General features: G+C 71.1%; 1 protein-coding gene. It reads left to right on the top strand.

What is annotated here, in order from left to right; all coding sequences use genetic code 11:
• Positions 1–82 precede the first annotated feature (82 nt).
• On the top strand, positions 83–1,272 hold a 1,190-nt coding region (locus tag A5700_RS07110; protein WP_068204585.1), incomplete at its 3' end, for an HNH endonuclease signature motif containing protein.

The following is a 1,272-nucleotide window of genomic DNA, read 5'->3' as shown; positions in this document are numbered from 1 at the left end:
CCCCAACGCGGCGGTTTTTGTCGGTGGTGATGGCTAGTTTGGCGGTGTGAGTGCAAGCGGTTCGGCTGATCTTGAGCGGGTGATGGCGGCCTTCGATGCCATCGAGGCCGCGGTCGGCCAAGCGGCCGAATCCCACTGCGCCACTTGGGCAACCAACGACAAATTCGCGGTATTGGAGCGCGTTGAGCGGGTGCGTCGGATGCTGCCCGCCCTGGAACACCCGGTGATCAACGCCCTGGCCCGCGACGCCGCCCCGCACGAGCTGGGCGGCAAACTGTCCCACGCCTTGGCCGAACGCACCCTGATCAGCCGCGCCGAAGCCGCCCGCCGGGTTGGCGCCGCGGCCGATCTGGGCCCGCGCGTCGGGCTCACCGGCCAACCCCTACCGCCACTGCTGGCCGCGGCCGCGGCCGCCCAACGCGCCGGTGAGCTCGGGGGTGAACAAGTCGCGGTGATCCGCCGGTTCTACCATCAGCTGCCCGGCTGCATCGATGCCCCCACCCGCGAGCACACCCACACCCTGCTCACCGACCACGCCCGCCGCTTTCGCCCCGAACAACTCAGCGCCCTGGCCGCCACCCTCACCGACTGCCTCAACCCCGACGGCACCTACCACGACGCCGACCGCGCCCGCCGCCGCGCGATGACCCTGGGTCCCCAACAGCCCGATGGCACGTCCGAACTGCGCGCCGTGTTGACCCCGGAAGCCCGCGCCACCCTGGAAGCCGTCCTAGCCAAACTCGCCGCCCCCGGCATGTGCAACCCCGACCAGCACACCCCGTGCGTCGACGGCACACCGTCACAGGAGGCCATCGACGGCGATCACCGCTCCACACCCCAACGCCACCACGACGCCCTGCTGGCCGCCCTGCGCGCCCTGCTCGCCTCCGGGGACCTGGGCCGCCACCACGGCCTGCCCGCGACCATCATCATCACCACCACCCTGGCCGAGCTGCAGGCCGCCGCCGGGACCGGGCGCACCGGCGGCACCACCACCCTGCCCATCAGTGATGTCATCCGCCTGGCCAGCCACGCCCACCACTACCTCGCCGTGTTCGACAACGCGAAGCCGGTGGCGCTGTATCACAGCAAACGCCTGGCCTCCCCCGGCCAACGGATCATGCTGCACGCCAAAGACCGCGGCTGCACCGCACCCGGGTGCACCACCGCCGGCTACTACACCGAAGTCCACCACGTCACCGACTACGCCCACACCCACCGCACCGACATCGACGACCTCACCTTCGCCTGCGGACCCCACCACCGCCTCCT

This window comes from Mycobacterium sp. E1214, assembly GCF_001666755.1.
GTDB lineage: Bacteria > Actinomycetota > Actinomycetes > Mycobacteriales > Mycobacteriaceae > Mycobacterium.
The sequence above is the reverse complement of the archived record's forward strand: the minus strand, read 5'-3'. Positions and strand labels throughout refer to the sequence as shown.